This window comes from Terriglobus sp. (assembly GCF_965201105.1).
Taxonomy (GTDB): domain Bacteria; phylum Acidobacteriota; class Terriglobia; order Terriglobales; family Acidobacteriaceae; genus Terriglobus.
The window spans coordinates 1,565,651-1,581,537 of sequence record NZ_OZ241741.1; the positions used below are offsets into that span (position 1 = coordinate 1,565,651).

The following is a 15,887-nucleotide window of genomic DNA, read 5'->3' on the forward strand; positions in this document are numbered from 1 at the left end:
GCGCAATCGACTACGGCCTGCTGCGATGGACGGGGCCGCCAGTCAAGGTGAGACGCGGCCTTGCTCGCATCAAATTCGCGACGCTTACCAAGCATGGGAGCCATAAAACGTGCTTCGTGCTGGAAGACTGCTGCAAGGCGCAAGACGAAATCAGGCAGTGAGCGAGTCGTGACGGCGCTTGCGCTTGAGCCAAGCTGCTCGCGCAGGAGAGCCGCCATCTCAGACATCCAAAGGAACTGTCCGACACCGATGAAACGTTGGTTTGCGGCTTCAGATCTCGTCATCGCTTTCAGTTGAAGATCAACCAGGTCTTGAACCTCGGTGATCGCGAAGCCAATACGGAGGAAGAGCCGGCACTTTTCCTTTTAGAAGGCGATAGATCAATTCAAGCGAACCCGAAACGCTCTCCGCCATCACCGGGCCAAGGATCATACCGGGCAGGATGGTTGCCATGGTCATACCCGACGAGTCCTGCTGGATGAAGTCCCATGCCGCCTTCTCCGCCAAAGTCTTTGACCGTGCATATTCGCTCAGGCCTTTCTGTTGAGCGTCGGTCCAGGTGGTTTCGTCGGTTCGCGGCTGAACTTCGCCAGCAATGCTTGGAGCCTGCGCCGCGACCACTGACGAGGTATAAACGAAACGGCGAACTTGGTGTTTCGAAGCAGCCCTCAGCAACCTCAGAGTACCGTCACGCGCAGGACGGACGAGATCGGCATTCGGCTCTCCTTGTCCCATGGGCGAGGCAACGTGAAAAACAGTGTCGCACCCGTAGACAGCCTCGTCCCAGCCTGCATCGCTCAGGAGATCGGCTGCAAAGAACTCCAGGCGGTCGTCCGCATGTACCTGCCTGGCAATCGCGGCCCGAACTTGGTCTTCACGCCCCAAGCTGCGCAGCGTAGCTCGTACACGGTAGCCTTGCCGAAGCAGGCCCACGATCATCCATCCAGCGACATACCCGGAACCGCCCGTGACTAAAACAGTTTCGCTCTTGGGCGTGATGCTCATCCCTGGCCTGCTTTCTGCCGTTCAGTACAGATAGGCTTTTCTCCAGGATCGGTATCTAACGGATACCGAGATAGTATGTGGAGGCGGAAAAGGCTACAAGGAGGCACTTTGAAGAACCGAGTCACCTTCAGGTTCCCAAGCCTCGACCCTGCGTGCAGAGCTTCAGCGATCTTCCACCCCTTGTCTGCCAGTCCGTCGGTGACGTTCTCGCAAGGGTTGGAGATAAGTGGTCGATTCTGGTGATTGCTATGCTCGCGCGTGGAAGCATGCGCTTTACTGAGATCAAACGCAGCATTGGGTCTATCTCGCAAAAGTGCTTACCGCAACGCTGCGCGGACTGGAACGGGATGGATACATCTCGCGCACTGTGACGCCAAGCATCCCGCCGAGGGTCGATTACGAACTTACGGACTTGGGTCACGATGTGCTCGTGCCTGTGACGGCGTTGGCTCAGTGGGCCTTGTCACAACGGGAGCGGGTGGAAAGAGCACGAATCGAATTCGACCGATCGGCAAAGCAGAGTGGGTGACCGTCGCATAGGTCCTGCTAAATGACTCTCGGCATTGAGACCGGCAATACCTAAAGGCTGCTCGGGCCGGATGATTAACGGAACTTGACGTGCGTGGACGGGTTAAGTCCGGACTGCCTACGGCAGGGGCAGTCCACGTGCCGTTTGCATGTAGTGTTCCCATCTTCTCTTCAGTTCACCAAGATCTAGGCCATGAGCTTCGTCGAGAAAGTCAGCTATAAGTATGCGATCCGTTCTGAAATGCCGGAAGTCCTTTCGTAGTTCACATTAGGCTGCTAGTAAGCGGACCGTTTCTGTGTACCCGAGTATAACGGGCCAGATCACTCGTTTTGTTTCTCCTCCGTCCTCGCTGCGGGAGCGGATCTGGAGCTTACGCCCGTGGCGAATTCACGAACGTGTTCTTGCAAGGTCGAGGCAGTCTTTACATGAGGTATTGTTTGCTGGCGTTCCAAGGGTGGGCTTCGTGTAGAGCGGCTGATCAGCTTTACGAGAATATCAGCGGTACTTCCGCGACCCGGTATACGCCAGACTTCGCTGAACTCACCACCTCGCGAGGCACCCTTGCCATCGGCAGCACACGTACGCTCGCTGTGTTCCATGCAGAAGATCAGCTTGAACCCGAGGCGAACCGGAGTGTCATCCTCGAGTTCCTCGTAGAGGATGTAGACGCAGAGTTCTCACGTCTGAAAGAGCAGCTGTCTGGATTCGTACAGGAGCCGACAACAATGCCTTGGGAAACCGCTCACTTCTATTTCGCGACCCAAACGGCAATCTTGTAAACCTCTTCACCCCCCGTCACTCCAGAAGCGATCGCAAAGTTTGCGCAGTGATGCTGGCGGCTTCGCGCAGCAATGGTGACGAGACTACTCAATTGTGACTTAGCCGCGCATTCGCTACGTCAGTCAGAGCGGCCCAGCATAGGTCCTGAGAAACGCCGTTGCCGGAATTTGGGACCTACTCCCACTTATGTGCTGCTTTCGGTCTATTCCGCGTTTCTTTTCAGGCCGGTAAGTGGCACGATGGGCAAGACCGCACACATCTTAAATGGGATTTCTGCTGTCCGCCGCTTCCGCAGCGGCGCAGACGACGGAATACCTGTACTCGCCGGGATCGAATCTGGAACGGAGTGAGCTGGCTCAACTCGATACAGCAACCCGCTCGGTCGATGTGGCGATGTACGGCTTCACGGACGCTACTTGGCCGAGGAGTTGGCTGCGCTCGCCCGTAAGGGCGTCCGCGTCCGTGTATACCGCGACCGGGAGCAATCCCAGCGGGAAGCGCAAGGGGGTGGGCCGACCACGACCGGGGTTCTGCTTGCGGTGGGAGTGGAAGTTCGGGTCAAGGGTGCAAGAGACCTCATGCACCTCAAGAGCTATGTCATTGACGGGCGCTTGTCCGCACCGGTTCTGCGAACTCGTCCCGACGGGACTCAAGCGGCAGGACAACGATGTGCTGTACTAGGTGTCGGATGAGACTGCAGAGCGGTTCCAGCGCAAGTTCGAAGAGATGTGGACCAAGGGAACCAACATCGTCGCGCAGGAGAGACACTAAACGCATTCGCTTTTCCTTCGCTCTACCTATCATACCTGACCGAGAGGTATCGCAGGAGCTTGGAATGGGCCGCAAGCTGGCCGCTGATGCTGCCGTACTTTGATGGAAAGGCCTGCTGGCTTTACGAGTCCGGCTCAAAGATCGTTTGGCCGACCCCAATTTTCATCCTGATCTGCGATAACATCACCGAGCGCCCAATCGCGCGTCGCCTTGGGCGGCGTTCCGGCAGTTCGCGGCCTGGTTGCGGCGTGCTCTTATTTCGCAATCGCATCCGCCCGAGTTCGACCGCGGTGCCGGCCAGCGGAGCGTCTGCCATATCCAAAGCGTTGCAGCCTCAAGCAGCCAGGCAGTGAGCGGGCGCATGAAGAACCGGACGGGCGTAGATCGCTCCACAGTATGCACGCATCCGCCGACGCCCGTGCGGTGCCGTGGGGCGAGCGCCCATAGGCAGGTTGCGCCGAGATGCGACGCGGAGATGAGCGACGCTGCGATGAGAATCAATATCTCGTGCTGGAGCATGTGCGCGCTGAACAGCTGTTCGCCTAATTCGTGGATCGGTGAAGTGAGCCGAACGCGAGCGTGAGCCAGCCCGCGAGGAAGCTGGCCTGACGCCACCGAAGGGCATGCAAGCTGCCGCGCCGCACGGCTCCTACTGCGTAAAGCAGAGCATGACCGCAAGCGGAAGCACGATTGCGAGCTCCCAGCCCCAGGGCACGCTCCACACTGACGGCGCGGGCATCTGCGGCTCCTCGTCCCAATGAAAGAGCAAGGCGATGCTCGAAATGGCAGCGATAACCGTCATGGCTCAATCACACGAAGCCATGATGAACATAGCGAGTGTTCCAGCCAATACAACGATTGCACCAAGGCAGAAAGGCCCAAGGCCCATCTTGACTATGAAGCGCCTGCGTTCAAGGTTGGGTGTGGTTTCGTCGGCTGGTGCAAGCTGGCGCGACGACCACAACGCAAGCGCCGCGGCGATACCGCACAGGCAGAAGTCCACGATGGAACGAGGTAACTTGTTGTATTGCGATTCACATCGCATCCCCAGTGCGCCACCGTAACCCACGATCGTGTTGATGCCGACCGCGAGTGGACACAGCAGCACGCTGGCCAGCAAAGCGCGATCGACGCGCTGCTGTTGCGGGGAGGGCAGCGGAACGGGGTCGGACCTGTGAGCGGGTTCAGGCATGCAGCCACCTAGGTGTTCAGTAGATGACCAGGTAAAAAGGTATCCATGACACGACAACGAAGTACCAATAGTAGGCGTTCTCTTATGCGTCTATGAATTGCTTGCCTTCCACCCTGGGCATAAAGAAGAGCGTGGTGAGCACGATGGTGTCGACCAGATCGGTGAGCAGATGTGTGATGTGCAGACCCATCAGCAGCCATACCGCAGAGCCATACGCGTCAGGCTCCAATCGCAGTTCAGATGTCGCAGCTCGAAGTAGCGAACAACCACGTTCCCGATGCCGACGAGGCTCAGGATCACGAGGCCGGTTCGCACGGCGCGCAGATCGCCTTTGCGTGCTCGGCGACGATACCACTCGTTTGGGATCACGTTTAGAACGAAGATGGCGGTATTCAGCGTGCCCCAGAACAGGTCGGGGGCCAGGGTGTGTGGCGGCCACTCAACCACGCGCGGGTGCAGGTAGAAGTACGACGCGATCATGAGGGCAAAGACCTTGCCCTCGATGGCCATCATGCCGATGATGCCGCACCACGTGGGGCGGCGTGTACCGAAAACAACAGTCGGCATTCGCGAGACATCCAGAACCGCGCGCTCTACCTGTTCTGCCATATCTCCCTCGGGCGGCGTCGTTCTGCGGCCTGCGGTTCAGGCCAGAACCAGCTGATCATGCAGAGGGCTACGGAAATCGCGCCGATGGTGATGCCCCATGGGGGTGAAGACGCTGCCGACGAAAGTAACCGCAGTGGCCACTGCGGTCAGGAAAGGCCAGATCGAAGGAGCAGGGAACTCATTCTTGCCGTCGGGTTCGGCGTCGAGCGTGCGTGTGGTCAGGTGCGCCCGCGTGTGTTCATCCAAGCCAACAACGATCGGCTGATTCGGCGAGGCGTCCCAAAGCGCTTCGCGGCCGTTCACCGTGGGCAGATGCAGAAAGCTGTACGGCGCGGGCGGTGAGTCCGTGGCCCAATCCAACGTCCCCGCGCCCCCCACGGATTGGATCCACTCAGTGCACCCGTGCGCAGCGAGCGGAAGACGTTCCAGATAAAGAGCAACACCGAAACGAATAGCAGTATGTAGCCGAGTGATTCGATTTGGTTCGGCAGCATCCAACCCATATTGGCGTGATAAGTGTACACGCGTTGCGGCATGCCGCGCAAGCCGACTAGGTGCATGGGAAGAATGTGACGTTGAAGCCGACGAAGAAAAGCCAGAAGCTGATCTGGCCGAGCTTCTCGCTGAGCATGCGTCCCGTGACTTTGGGAAACCAATACGTAAGGGCGCCGAAAAGGGAATACCGCACCGCCGATGAGCACGTAATGGAAGTGCGCGACGACGAAGTATGTGTCATGCACCTGCAGATCGACAGGTACAGAGGCAACGAAGATTCCCATCATGTCTCCCATGACAAAGGTGAAGAAGAAACCGAGCACCCACCACAGTGGCGTCCGCAGTACCACCTTGCCCGTGGCGAGTTTGGCTATCCAGCAGAAGATCTGCGCTCCGCTGGGAATGGCGATCATCATGCTGGCTGCCGTGAAGTAGGCTTCCGCAATCTGCGGGATGCCGGTGGCAAACATGTGGTGGACCCAGAGGCCGAATGCGATAAACGCGGTGGCGACCAGCGAAAGGACGAGCACCAGGTAACCGAAGACGTGCCGCCGGCTGAAGGGGGTCACGATAGTCGACACGATGGCCGTTCCGGGATGAAGATAAGGTAGACCTCGGGGTTCCCGAACCACCAGAACAGGTGCTGGTACAGCAGTACGTCGCCGCCTACGGCGGGGTTGAAAACTGCGTTCCACCTGTGCGGTCCAGCAAGAGCATGGTGCTGGAGAGCATGACCGCGGGCAGCGAGAAGATCACCATGAACGCCGTGACTGTCTGGCCCCACACGAAAATGGGGATGCGATTGAGCGACATGCGCGGAGCGCGAAGGCGGAACACCGTCACCAGGATCTCAACCGCGACGGCCAGTCCCGAAACCGCTGATGGCGTGGCACATGACGCAGGCGTGCGTCAGAAACACCTGCTGCCCATGCTGGGTCTGCGCATTGTTCGGTTCCACCGCACTTTGTGCGCCCGTGGCAAGCCACTGCTTAAACCTTCCGGCTGCTCGGCAACGATGTAGAAGGCCATGTGCGCGTGCTGCGCGCCACAGAACTCCGCGCACTGCCCGCGCCAGCGACCCGGTTGATCTACCTGCATGATCACGTCGGTTTCGTAGCCGGGCAGGAAGTCGCGCTTGCCCTGCACATTGGGCGCCCAGAAGCTGTGAATCACATCGCGCGATGTGCCATGAATGCGAATGGGAACGCCGACCGGGAGGTGGATCTCGTTTGCCGTGGTGACGATCTTGTCGGACTCCGGGTTGGGATATTGCACCTCCCACCACCACTGGTGGCCATACACGTTGACCTGCAGTGCGTTCTGCCGCGTCATGTTGCCAAGCGCGTGACTGGTGCGGAAGTTTGCAATCAACAGGATAAAAAGCAAAATCACCGTTGCGACCATCGCGCCCGCCAAGGCGCGCGTAGCGATGCGGTCTCCGGACTCCGTGGTCGTCTGCGGTGCGGGCATGGTGGCGCATGCGATACACACCAAGCACAAGCGCCATCATGGTCAGGCAGTACACCGTGCTTGTCACCCAGAAGATGCGTGAGGACGTGTGTTCAATGTGCGCAGCACCCGGACCCACCGGGTTCAGAGAGGTTTGATTGCTGCCGAAGCCGGGCACCGCAAGCATCGCGGTCCCTGAATGGGTTGCGGGTTCTCGTCCGCTGGATGCTCTTTTCGCGCGCCTGCTCAGCTTTGGCAACCGGCATTTCGTCAGCCCGAGAAGGAGCGATGTCGCTTGGTATGAGCCCGCTAAGCGAACGCACGTACGCCGCGATCTCCCATATTTGGTAGTCCGGAATTCGATTCTGAAAGCTTGGCATTCCGTTCGGCCGGCCCTGCACGATGTCCGACTAGATCTGCTCAGGACGGCTGCCATAATCCACGTGGAATCCATGAGCGCCGGCCCAATGCCGCCACCGCCGTGCTGGTGGCATCCGACGCAGTTGTAAGCTGTATACAGGCGCTTGCCCTCAGACACAGCGTAGGCGCTCTCTTCGTATTTGACCGCAGTGGGCGGGTACGCCGCTCCACCGGCGTGGATATCATTCACAGCGACGCCGTCTGCCAGTTGCGCACTGCTGGCGCCAAGATCGAACACGCGTGCTTCCCGTTTGCACCCTGCGACCAGCAACATCGTGCTCGACAACGCCAGCACCCCAAGACTTCACATGCGCCACCTCGCTGCATTGGCAACGTGGGCACATGGTAGGCAGCCAGCACCCGCGCGATCTGCAGCTGCAACCGTACAAGCGAGGCATTTACGGCGTCACGCAGTGCGGTGTCCCGCTTATGCACACCCATCGTGATGGCATACACGAACGGAATACCCGAAGGATCTACCGCAGGCGATACGGCGTGCAGCGCCACATGAAAGTGCTGCTTCGCAGCAAAGAAGCCAGCCACCGGTCCCCACACCACGGGGACGTTCACGCGCTGCGTTGCGACCGCGCGAACAATGTCTCCGGCTTGATTGCCAAAAGATTCAAAGCCGACCAGCCCCGCCGCATGTCCTGAACGGATGAGTGGCAACGATGGAGGCGACATATCCTCCTCAAGAATCTTCAGGCCGATCCTTCGACCATTCAGGTGCGGATCGGTGAACGATGTGATCGCAAAACGCTCCGCCGCTCGGGTTACGAACACATAGGACGACTTGTAATAGGGCTGCGTCGTGGCAATCGCCTTCATGCCTGCGGGCACACCCATCAGCAGGTCGCAGGTGTTCTTGTTGAACTGCTCACGCATGAGACCGCGGCGACTGCGTGTCCAGATAAAAACCGATTTAGGTCGCGCGTCACCATCTCCGCGATGCGATTGTCAAAGCCCTGCCCGGTGCGGTTCGAAAATGGCAGGTTGTCAGGGTCGGCACAGACGCGCAGTGGCAGCGGCTGCTCGGCCTCTGCCGAACCGGCAGCGCACAGTAAACTGCACGCTAAGAGAAGCGAAGTGCTACGGAAGCGCAAACACATAGAGCGTTCCTCCAGGTTGCGTTGCCTTCTTAAGATCGCGCATGGCACTGCCCCAGCCATTGCCGGCAGAATCGTCGCGCGTATCTAGGTTGTTTGAAACGATCGAGCCCGGCCAGCCACCGATGCCAAAGAGGATCGCGATGTACTGCTTTCCATCCGGTCCGCGGTAGGTAATGGGTTGGCCGATGATGCCGGAGCCGGTCTTGAATTGCAAATGGATCTTGCCGTCTCGGGCATCGGCAGCCTTGAACCAGCCGTCCAGCGTGCCAAAGAAGACCAGTTCGCCCGCCGTGGTGACAGTGCCGCTCCACGTTGGAAACTTGTCAGGAATGGTCCAGACCTTTTTGCCGGCTATGGGATCCCACGCCATGGTCTCGCCCATGTTGCCGCCGGGCCCGGGATAGTACCGCACGTTCGCGCCGATATAAGGGCGTGCCCGCAATGTAGTTGGGCTCGACGCCCTCCTCATCCATGCACATGCTCTCGTGCGGGATATAGAGGAGGCCGGTCCGCGGCGAAAAGGAGGATGGCTGCCAGTCCTTCGAGCCGGGCGCCATCGGGCAGACATCGCGAACTTCCTGCCCTGTCTTGATCTCTTTTCGGGGACATGCTGCAGTCGTCCTGTTCTCAAATCCACATCCGTTGACGTGGTGATATGCACGTATGGCGTGGCGGACAGCACCTGGCCGTTCGTTCGATCGATCGATCACGTAGATATAGCCATTACGGTCAGGCCGAACGAGTACCTGCGCATCGCTCCTGTTATGGAAGGTCCAGTAGAACGTCTTCATTAATGCCATACCAGTCGTACAGGTCATGCGCAGACATGCCATAGAACCAAATAGCTTCGCCGGTGTCTGCATCGCGGGCAAACATTCCGCTAGTCCATTTGTTATCGCCGGGCCGTACCTCAGGGTTCCACGGCCCAGGATTAGCGGCACCGTAATAGATCAGGTTGAGTTCTGGATCGTACGCGAGAAACCCCACACCGTACCGCCGCCCACCTTCCATGCGCCGGGTGGCCACGTCTTCACGCCCAAATCCGTGCCTTTCTCGCTGTCGTAGTAGGGCTTGAACCGTGGTCCGATCAGCACGTCCTTGTCTGGACCTGTGTGCTTGGCCTGCCACAGCACTTTGCCGCTCGAAGTGTCGAGTGCGGTAAGCCAGCCACGCACGCCGAATTCGCCGCCGCTATCGCCCACATAACCTCGTTTCGGACGACCATGGGCGCGCCATCGTCATGGTTTCGCCCTTTTGAATGTCGGCAAGTGGGTGCGCCATAGCAGATGCCCATCGTTGGCGTCCACACCAACCGTATAGCCATCCAGCGTGTTGTAAATGATCTTGCCTTCGGTATAGACCACCCCGCGATTCGCCCAGTCGCAGCAAGCTTCGCCTTTTGCCGCGTTCGACGGGTTCGGTTCAAAGGTCCACTTCAGGGTGCCACCCGGCTTGGTAAGGTCCAAAGCGAATAGCTTATTCGGCCACGGCGAGACCACATGCATCGTGTCGTTCACAACCAGAGGCGCATACTCCTGTCCCCGGTTGATGCCCGTATCAAACGTCCACGCCACCTTCAACTGATTCACATTGCCTGTGTTGATTTGGTCCAAGGTGCTGTAGCGGCGGTTCGCGTAATCCTTGGTGGCGCGAACCCACTGTCCGTCATCGGGTTCCATCGCTCCAGCACATGGGCGCACCTGGCACCATCACTGCAGATGTTGCATCGTCTGTGTGTTCTTCTTGCCCCCGCCGAGCATGCTCGCGAAAGCGATCACGCCACCGTAGGTGGCAATCCTGATCAGGCAGAGAAAGCGACGCCGTTGACTGCGTATCTTCACGATGAGTCGGAGCATACGTCCGGCAAGGTATGCGCGCTAGTTATGACGTGAATGGCATTGGCGCTCACGTCTTCTTACGCATTTGTGCGTTAGGAACGCATAACTAAAGAACGGGATGCGCTAAAGTTCGCACTCAAACAGGGAGATCCGCATGAACATGCTGAAGGCTCTTTTCACGACAGAAGACGGTTTACCAAAGCTCATCGATGCGTGTACCCGCTATGAGCTCACTTGGCGGTAGCCGGCTGACTGCGACCCGTGCTGTTAGGCTTCGAATCGGAAATCGTCGCATATAGGGGCGAGGAGGACGACGTCGTCACGCGAACCGTTCGGACCTCACCCAGCGTAAGAATACCCACAACCTGGAAGAGGGTGTAGTGTCGTGCTAAGAAGGATGGTACCGATCCGGTTTTCGCGCCATACCAATCTGGCCACCGCTGCGGTGTGACCAACGTCCGGATATACAGAACCTTCATCATCGGACGTAGTGTAATGACTTGGAAGGCACGCAATGTCTGGGCCAGGCTGCACTAAATGGAAAAAACGTCCAAGGCATCAGGTGCCTTGAACGTTATATTGCGACGATATCCATGCTGCGAACACGGCAGAGCAGCCTTCATTCCTGCAAGCCGTACTGAGTAGCATTACTTTCTTTTCGCTCCCTTTCCTCGCGGACGGCCTTGAGACGCTCGGTGAGGCGCCCGAGTTCCGCTCTGCTTTCCGTTTGCCTTCGCGCCATAAGCTCCTGATAGAGTGCCTGCTCGTCATTTGGGTTCAGGGCTAACGCCTGCTCTGCCTGCTCAACAGCAAGCTTGGGCTGCTTTGCTCTGACATAGAGGGAAGCTAAAAGGTCATGAGCTGCTTGGTACGCCGGAAAGAGCGTTGTAGCTTGTTTGGCTTCGGCGATCGCGGCGTCAAGGCCGGCGACGTCGTTCGTGTCCACAGCCCTTGCAAGTTGTTCCGCGAGCAGATAATGAAGAAGAGGGTCGCCGGGGTGCTGTTTGACTTGCGCCTGGAACATTGCCAGTGCCGCCGTGTTCTGATGCTGTTGACTCTGCATGGCGCCGATGGCGTCTGTCGCGTAAGACAGTTTGGGGTCGATGCGGGTAGCCTGCTCAAAGTCCGCGATGGCAGCATCCGACTTCGAGAGTTGCACCTCAAGCACTCCCCGCACAACGAACAGCGGAGCGGACTTGGGAAGCCGCTGGAGACCGACGTTGAGCATGTCGATTCCAACCTGAAACGATTTATGGTTAAAGGCGATCGTCGCGAAATCAAGGTAGTTGTCAACGTCTTCAGGTGCCTGAATGATGGCCTCACGAAGCATTGCCACTGCCTTTGGAGTGTCGCCCTTTTCTTCATAGATCTTGGAGGCGAGTGAAAGCACACTCACCTGCTTCACGTCCGCGAGCAGCGGAGCGATCGTCTCCAGCGCGTCATCGTTCGCATGGGTTCTCCACTGCAGCAATGCGACGTCGTACCGGATTCTGTCGTTCGGCTCCGAGGCCAGCAACTCCTTGTATTGCGCTAATGCACCTTGCAGATCGCCGGTCACTGCCAAGCAAGCGCCGTAGCTTTGATGGAGGTCAGGATGGCCAGCAAAAAGCGGTCTGCTGGCTTGATAGTGGGTCAGGGCTTGTTCGCATTTCCCTTCGGACCGCAGCATGTTGGCTAACGTGGACTGCGCCAACATGTTTGCCGGATCGATCGCCAGCACCCGCTCCAGGAGTGGAACGGCATTCGTGTCCCCAAGAGAAACCTCTATCTGTGCCGCACCTTCCAGGGCCGGCAAATACTTCGGGCAGTAAGTGAGAGCCAACTGGAATGAGCGGAGTGCGGTCTGAGACTGCTGTAGACCTGCGTGCGCAACAGCTTTCAAGGACAACAAGGCGCAATCGCGGGGTGCCGAACGCAGCGCCGCCTCAGCAAGCGAGAGGGCTGCGGAGTTATCTCCTCCGTGCAACTTTTCTATGATCGAAGCTCGTCCGGAAGCAGCCCCCTGTCCTAACAGCGGGTGAGCGCGCATCCCCGCTCCCAAACTGAGAAACAATGCCGCGATCGTTCGCTTCTGTAGCGTTAAGGTACGCACGGAAGAAGGATACCTGGGTTCTCTAGAAGTTTAGGCGTGCACCGACCAGCATGTTGCGTGCGGCGTTTGCCGTCCCGCTACTTTGACCGAAATTGCCGTCCTGAAGATTGCCGTCGACGCCGCCATAGTTGACTCGGTTTGCGACGTTGAAGGTATCCAGCCGGAGTTCGAGATTAATCCCCTCGCGGAGAGGTGTCACCTTTTTCAAGGTAGCATCCACGTCCACGTAACCTGGGTTGCGGAACTGATTCGGCGTTTCGTTTCCGAGATTCCCAAGCTGCGGTTGCACGAAGTTGCCACAGGGCAATACTCCTCCACGACATGAAGCGAAGATGCCGCGCCCAAGGTGGTAGTCAGCGTGATTATGGCTCTGTTTATAGCTCATGACGCTGGGGTAATCGTTATTGTTGCCATCGGCGTTGAAATCTCCACTGCCCGGAGCGAAGCGCAAATTGCTTGCAGTCACCGGCCCGTTGATATCGATCAGCTGCGCGCTGAAAGCGGCACCCGTTGCGACGGTAAATGGTGTTCCAGTTTGTGCTACGCCCGTGCCAGCGAACGTCCAGCCGCCAAGGATGGCGCGTTCCAGGCCGTTGCCGAGCTTCGATCCCGGAAGCTCGTACGAAGCGCCGATCGATATGCGGTGCCGCACGTCATACGGGGAGCTCGCGTAGAACTCATTCGTGGGGTACCCGATCGGATAGTTCTGCCAATCATCCAGAGAATGGCCAAGTGTGTAGGAAGCTGTCAGGAAACCGCGGCGAGTAAAACGGCCGCGTCCCGCGACGATCAGGCCGTCGTAGTTGCCTACGGCTGAGTTGAACGCATAGTTGATGTTGCCGAAGCTTGTGTTCAATCGAGTCTGTACGCCGGTACATGAACTGCCGGCCGGGGTGGTTCCGGTCGCGGGAGTGGTCGTGCATTTGGCGTGTTGGACGAGGTCGCCGGCGTATGCGTTGACGTCGTTGCCATAGGCTGTGGCACCGGTGTTGCCGCCTCCAGAGATAAGGCTACCCGAGTGCGAGCCCACGTAGCCGATGCTCACGACGAAGCCGTTGGTGAGCTGCCGGTCAACGGCGAGATTGAAGTTGATTGTGAAGGGGCTGCGCAGATTTCCGGCAACGCCGGAAATCCCGATCTGCTGGCCGACAATGCCGCCTTTGGCGTCGAGTTGCTGACCGCCGAAGGCCGGATAGGGGAAGCCCAGAGGGTAACTGTTCTGCGTGCCGTAGCCGAAGATTGGACGGGCCGTGGAACCGTCGTTCTTGAAAGTAGGCCGAGCGAAGTTCGGCGGATTGCCGCTCAAGCCGTTCTCGCCATTGCCCAATGTGAAGTAATCGTGGAAGGAACCAATACCTCCATGGATCAGCCACTTGCCATCTTCACCCGGCGAGAAAGCGAAGCCGGCGCGAGGGCTGAACACGTAGTTGAGATCGCTCGCAAAGGTGTGGCTCTGTGGTGTCAAGAAGCCGGAAGCAACTTGCTGGGCAAAAGTGGTACCGGTTCCCAGATGAAAGTTCGACAGGCCGGTGCCAGCCAGCGAGGGGTAGGCATTGCCGAAGTTGTCGTACCGCATGCCGTAATTGACGGTGAGCTTCCTGGACGCTTTCCAGGTGTCTTCGACGAAGCCGCCGCCCGTCGTCTGTGCATAGCCGTAGTTATTGGCCTTCGGCTTACCGGTAAGTGGGTCGTAGGTCAGCCCGCCTTCAGAGTACGGATTGTCATTGATGAGATCGATGAGGCTGTTGAACTGGAAGCTCGGCTGAGCGTAAGCAGCGGCAAACAGCGCGATATCATCGCCATGCCATCCCTCGTAGCCTGCCCGGATGCTGTGCGAGCCGTGAACAAAGGTGAGGACATCGCGCCAGTGATAGCTGTGCTGAATAAAGTCGCCGAGCGCAAAGCCCGAGCCGAAGCCGGTGCCCAGGGCCGTAACGTTCACCACTGGAACGGTGAAGTTGCCCGTTGCGGGCGAGAAGCCTTCGATCCGGTTGTAGCCACCATAGGCCTCGTTCAAGAGGTTGGAATTAAAGGTATGGGTTTCGCTGCCCTGAACGGAAAAGACATAGTATTTGCTGGTGGTGGCAAAGTCAGGCCTGGGAGCAGGGCCACCATTGTTGATGGTGCTCCGGTAAAACAAGCCGTAAACGCGATCTTTTTTAAAGTACTTATCCGCACGCACGTTGTATTGATTCGAATTGTTGTAGGCACTCGCGTTGAAGACGCCGTTATCAATAACAGGCAGACCGCAGGGTATGTTGTCTGCCGCAGGCGTACCACAGGCCGCGCCAAAGAGCTGTTGTGCTGTGCTCTGCACGCCCGTCGAAATCAGGTTAGACGGTTTGTACTTGTTGAGCAGCTGCACTTCCGGACTGTTGGGACGCGCCGTATTGGCGAATGCCACAAATGCGGGGTCTTCGAAGGTGAGATTTGACGTTCCGTTTGAGGCCAGCGCACGATATGGCTCGAAACCGGCAAAGAAAAAGAATTCGTGGTTGGGAATGATGGGGCCGCCTACCCCAAAGGACATGTTGTTGGAGTGGTATGGGGCGAGGCTGGTATTTTTCGGAAAGTAAACCGGCTTCGCCGTCAGACCCTGATACGTGTAGTACTCGCTTAAGAAGCCATGGTACCGGCTCGTTCCGGATTTGGTGGTGATAACCGTTTGAATGGAGCTTGCACGTCCGAAATCCACGGTATAAACATTCGTCTGCACGGAAGCTTCCTGCACCGTGTCGGCATTGGGAGTGAGATTCACAACGCCCGGGCGAATACTGCTGGTCACGTCCAGGCCGTCCACGATGTACTGATTTCCGTTTTGTCCACGACCATTTGCGCTTGCGTCAACGGAGTTTTCGGGATTGAAGTTCGTGGATGTGCCAGCACCGATGCCGGTAACGCCCGGCGCGAGCGTGATGAGGGCCAATGGATTGCGAGCTGCGAGCGGCAGCTGCTCCAGCGCCGCAGTGTCAAGCGTTAGCTGGTTGCGCGTATCGGAGGTGTCCAGCAGGGGCTGTTGTGACGTGACCTGCACCTGCGTCGTCACGCTGCCTACTGCTAGCGTGACGGGAACGTCCCGCGTTTCATTCGCTGTCAAAGTGAACGTACTGTTCGTGGAAGAGAAGCCCGCGGCTACAGCGGTAACCTGGTAGCTTCCCGGCGCGAGGCTGGAAAAGCGGTAGACGCCTGAGCTGTTCGAAGTGGCGGTTTGGCTCACCTTGGTGTCCACATTGGTAAGCGTCAGGGTGGCGGAAGCGATGCTGCCGCCGGAGCCGTCTTGCACGGTCCCCTGGACGCCGCCGGTGAACTGGGCGCGTGCAGTCGACCCAGCCGCCAACAGCAGCATCGTCAGACCCAGGAGAAAACAAGGAACAAAATGAAACATACGACGTGTGCTTGCATTGGGTCGGATCATGAGGCCTCATTCCAAGCGGGAAACCCGCGCAGTCCGGTCGACAGAGTCGCTTTGACTTGCTGGATCGCATCCGGAGGGACATTTCGGGGCGCAGATCAAGCGTGATTTATTGAACGGCCCAACTCTAGTGAGCGCAGATGGAGAAGCGCAAGTTACATGTTGCTTAGGCAGCCATAGTACAGA

17 protein-coding genes and 2 pseudogenes are annotated in these 15,887 nt (G+C 58.2%); 3 read left to right on the forward strand and 16 right to left on the reverse strand.

Features of this window, described 5'->3' with window-relative positions:
- Positions 1-300: 300 nt before the first annotated feature.
- On the reverse strand, positions 301-1,005 hold the full coding sequence (locus ACOFKT_RS06945; protein ID WP_419806680.1) for an NAD-dependent epimerase/dehydratase family protein: 705 nt from the start codon (positions 1,003-1,005) through the stop codon (positions 301-303).
- 152 nt (positions 1,006-1,157) lie between these two features.
- On the opposite strand from ACOFKT_RS06945, the pseudogene ACOFKT_RS06950 reads away from it, so the two are divergent.
- Positions 1,158-1,534: pseudogene (locus ACOFKT_RS06950) on the forward strand (winged helix-turn-helix transcriptional regulator).
- Positions 1,535-1,959: 425 nt separating this feature from the next.
- Positions 1,960-2,313: a VOC family protein gene (locus tag ACOFKT_RS06955; RefSeq protein ID WP_419806681.1), complete on the forward strand. Its 354-nt coding sequence runs from the start codon at positions 1,960-1,962 to the stop codon at positions 2,311-2,313.
- Positions 2,314-3,268: 955 nt separating this feature from the next.
- On the opposite strand, the gene ACOFKT_RS06960 is transcribed toward ACOFKT_RS06955, so the two are convergent.
- From ACOFKT_RS06960 to ACOFKT_RS06985, 6 genes are all read right to left on the reverse strand, one after another.
- Positions 3,269-3,700 carry a cytochrome c oxidase assembly protein gene (locus ACOFKT_RS06960; RefSeq protein ID WP_419806682.1) on the reverse strand — a complete coding sequence of 144 codons (432 nt, stop codon included), beginning with the start codon at positions 3,698-3,700 and terminating at the stop codon, positions 3,269-3,271.
- 34 nt (positions 3,701-3,734) lie between these two features.
- Entirely contained in the window at positions 3,735-3,887 is a 153-nt protein-coding gene (locus tag ACOFKT_RS06965) for a hypothetical protein (protein ID WP_419806683.1), read from the reverse strand.
- Positions 3,888-3,890: 3 nt separating this feature from the next.
- The gene (locus tag ACOFKT_RS06970) at positions 3,891-4,277 is read right to left on the reverse strand and encodes a hypothetical protein (RefSeq protein WP_419806684.1); all 387 of its coding nucleotides are present in this window, start codon (positions 4,275-4,277) and stop codon (positions 3,891-3,893) included.
- 189 nt (positions 4,278-4,466) lie between these two features.
- Entirely contained in the window at positions 4,467-4,886 is a 420-nt protein-coding gene (locus ACOFKT_RS06975) for a hypothetical protein (protein ID WP_419806685.1), read from the reverse strand.
- Between the two features lie 36 nt (positions 4,887-4,922).
- The gene (locus tag ACOFKT_RS06980) at positions 4,923-5,264 is read right to left on the reverse strand and encodes a hypothetical protein (protein ID WP_419806686.1); all 342 of its coding nucleotides are present in this window, start codon (positions 5,262-5,264) and stop codon (positions 4,923-4,925) included.
- Between the two features lie 172 nt (positions 5,265-5,436).
- The gene (locus ACOFKT_RS06985; protein WP_419806687.1) at positions 5,437-5,622 is read right to left on the reverse strand and encodes a cbb3-type cytochrome c oxidase subunit I; all 186 of its coding nucleotides are present in this window, start codon (positions 5,620-5,622) and stop codon (positions 5,437-5,439) included.
- Between ACOFKT_RS06985 and ACOFKT_RS06990 the strand changes: the two genes are divergently transcribed.
- Positions 5,621-5,992, forward strand: coding sequence for a hypothetical protein (locus ACOFKT_RS06990; protein WP_419806688.1), 372 nt, complete (start codon positions 5,621-5,623; stop codon positions 5,990-5,992). The two genes, ACOFKT_RS06985 and ACOFKT_RS06990, sit on opposite strands and share 2 nt — an antisense overlap.
- A 55-nt stretch (positions 5,993-6,047) precedes the next feature.
- Here ACOFKT_RS06990 and ACOFKT_RS06995 read toward each other — a convergent pair whose 3' ends face one another.
- The 9 genes and pseudogenes from ACOFKT_RS06995 to ACOFKT_RS07035 all read right to left on the reverse strand — a co-directional run bounded on the left by ACOFKT_RS06995 (position 6,048) and on the right by ACOFKT_RS07035 (position 15,635).
- Positions 6,048-6,248 carry a cbb3-type cytochrome c oxidase subunit I gene (locus ACOFKT_RS06995; RefSeq protein WP_419807125.1) on the reverse strand — a complete coding sequence of 67 codons (201 nt, stop codon included), beginning with the start codon at positions 6,246-6,248 and terminating at the stop codon, positions 6,048-6,050.
- 42 nt (positions 6,249-6,290) lie between these two features.
- On the reverse strand, positions 6,291-6,851 hold the full coding sequence (locus ACOFKT_RS07000; protein WP_419806689.1) for a hypothetical protein: 561 nt from the start codon (positions 6,849-6,851) through the stop codon (positions 6,291-6,293).
- A 427-nt stretch (positions 6,852-7,278) separates the two neighbouring features.
- Positions 7,279-7,524, reverse strand: a pseudogene (locus ACOFKT_RS07005) (c-type cytochrome); the annotation flags it as partial.
- The gene (locus ACOFKT_RS07010) at positions 7,437-8,135 is read right to left on the reverse strand and encodes a hypothetical protein (RefSeq protein WP_419806690.1); all 699 of its coding nucleotides are present in this window, start codon (positions 8,133-8,135) and stop codon (positions 7,437-7,439) included. The gene ACOFKT_RS07010 and the pseudogene ACOFKT_RS07005, both read right to left, overlap by 88 nt.
- Before the next feature lie 204 nt (positions 8,136-8,339).
- Positions 8,340-8,771: a PQQ-binding-like beta-propeller repeat protein gene (locus ACOFKT_RS07015; RefSeq protein ID WP_419806691.1), complete on the reverse strand. Its 432-nt coding sequence runs from the start codon at positions 8,769-8,771 to the stop codon at positions 8,340-8,342.
- A 538-nt stretch (positions 8,772-9,309) separates the two neighbouring features.
- Entirely contained in the window at positions 9,310-9,561 is a 252-nt protein-coding gene (locus ACOFKT_RS07020) for a hypothetical protein (protein WP_419806692.1), read from the reverse strand.
- Positions 9,562-9,597: 36 nt separating this feature from the next.
- Positions 9,598-10,038, reverse strand: coding sequence for a hypothetical protein (locus ACOFKT_RS07025; RefSeq protein ID WP_419806693.1), 441 nt, complete (start codon positions 10,036-10,038; stop codon positions 9,598-9,600).
- 778 nt (positions 10,039-10,816) lie between these two features.
- Positions 10,817-12,289, reverse strand: coding sequence for a hypothetical protein (locus tag ACOFKT_RS07030; protein WP_419806694.1), 1,473 nt, complete (start codon positions 12,287-12,289; stop codon positions 10,817-10,819).
- Between the two features lie 22 nt (positions 12,290-12,311).
- The gene (locus ACOFKT_RS07035; RefSeq protein WP_419806695.1) at positions 12,312-15,635 is read right to left on the reverse strand and encodes a carboxypeptidase regulatory-like domain-containing protein; all 3,324 of its coding nucleotides are present in this window, start codon (positions 15,633-15,635) and stop codon (positions 12,312-12,314) included.
- Positions 15,636-15,887: the final 252 nt, after the last annotated feature.